This window comes from Kitasatospora sp. NPDC047058 (assembly GCF_040643935.1).
Taxonomy (GTDB): Bacteria; Actinomycetota; Actinomycetes; order Streptomycetales; family Streptomycetaceae; genus Kitasatospora.
Window position 1 is genome coordinate 1 of record NZ_JBEYVJ010000787.1, and the last position, 1,786, is coordinate 1,786.

Consider the following 1,786-nt stretch of genomic DNA (forward strand, 5'->3'; position numbering starts at 1 on the left):
AGCACCGGACCGCCGACGGCGCCCCCGGCGGCCTCACCGTCACCATCGAGTACGCCGCCGACCTCTTCGAACCGACCACCATCGAACGCCTCGCCGACCAGTTCCAGCGCATCCTGCGCAGCGCCGCCGACCACCCCGACACCCCCATCCACGACATCGACCTGCTGGGCGCGGACGGCCGGGCCGAACTCGCCGCGCTGGCCACCGGCGCCGTCCACCCGCTGCCCACCGCCGCCCTGCCGAAGCTGTTCGCCGCCCAGGCCGCCCGCACCCCGGACGCCACCGCCGTCGTCTGCGGCACCGAGACCCTCAGCTACACCGAACTCGACACCGCCACGGACCTGCTGGCGCGCCACCTGATCGCCCTCGGCGCGGGGGCGGAGAGCCGGATCGCCCTGCTCCTCCAGCGCTCGACGGCGCTGGTGGCCGGCACGCTGGCCGTGGTGCGGGCCGGCAGCGCGTACGTGCCGCTGTCCGAGAGCTGGCCGGCCGAGCGGATGGAGCTGGTGCTGGCCGACACCGGCGCCGAACTGCTGCTGGTGGACGCGGCCACCCGCGACCTGCCGTTCGTCCGGGACCGGGCGGCGGCCGGCGTGCAGGTGGTGGACGTCTCGGCGCCGCTGCCGGACGCCCCCGCCCGCGCCGTCCCGGCCCACCCCCTCCCGGCCGTCCAGCCGGAGCGGCTCGCCTACGTGATGTACACCTCCGGCTCCACCGGCACGCCCAAGGGCGTCGCCGTCACCCACGCGGACGTGGCCGCGCTGGCCGCCGACCACTGGTGGCGGCGGGACGGCCACCACCGGCGGGTGCTGTTCCACTCCCCGCACGCCTTCGACGCGGCGACCTACGAGCTGTGGGTCCCGCTGCTGAGCGGCGGCCAGGTGGTGGTGGCGCCGGCCGGCGAGCTGGACGCCGAGCGGATCGGCCGCCTGGTCGCCGAGCACCGGATCACCGCGCTGTGGCTGACCGCCGGCCTGTTCCGGCTGCTCGCCGAGGACGCGCCGCAGAGCCTGGCCGGCGTGCGCGAGGTCCTGACCGGCGGCGACGTCGTCCCGGCGGCCGCGGTGCGCCGGGTGCTCGACGCCCACCCGGAGCTGCGGGTGGTCGATGGCTACGGCCCCACCGAGACCACCGTGTTCGCCACCCGGCACCCGATGGCCGCCGGGGACGGACTCGGCACCACCGTGCCGATCGGCCGCCCCCTCGACAACATGCGGGTCCAGGTGCTGGACGCCGGGCTGCGGCAGGTGCCGGTCGGTGTGCCGGGCGAGCTGTTCATCGCCGGCGCCGGCCTGGCCCGCGGCTACCTGGGCCGCCCCGGTGCGACGGCCGAGCGCTTCCTGCCCGACCCGTTCGGCGCGCCCGGCTCCCGGATGTACCGCACCGGCGACCTCGGCCGCTGGCACCACGACCGGCAGGGCGAAGGCCGGCTGGAGTTCCTCGGCCGCACCGACGACCAGATCAAACTCCGCGGCTTCCGCATCGAACCCGCCGAGATCGAGGCCCACTTCACCGGCCGGAGCGACATCGCCCAGGCCGCCGTCCTGCTCCGCGAGGACCGCCCGGGTGACCAGAGGCTCGTCGCCTACCTCGTCCCCACGGCCGGTGACACCCCCGACCCCGTCGAACTGCGGGCCGCGGCCGCCCTCCGGCTGCCCTCCTACCTGGTGCCGTCCGCCGTCGTCCTGCTCGACACCCTCCCGCTCACCCCCAACGGCAAGCTCGACCGCCGCGCCCTCCCCGCCCCCGCCGCGTCCACCTCCGACGCCGCCCGCGCACCCCGCAC

1 protein-coding gene is annotated in these 1,786 nt (G+C 76.8%); it reads left to right on the top strand.

Going from position 1 to position 1,786, the window contains the following annotated elements:
* The coding region (locus ABZ885_RS40500) for an amino acid adenylation domain-containing protein (protein WP_360200117.1) at positions 1-1,786 on the top strand (1,786 nt) is incomplete at both ends.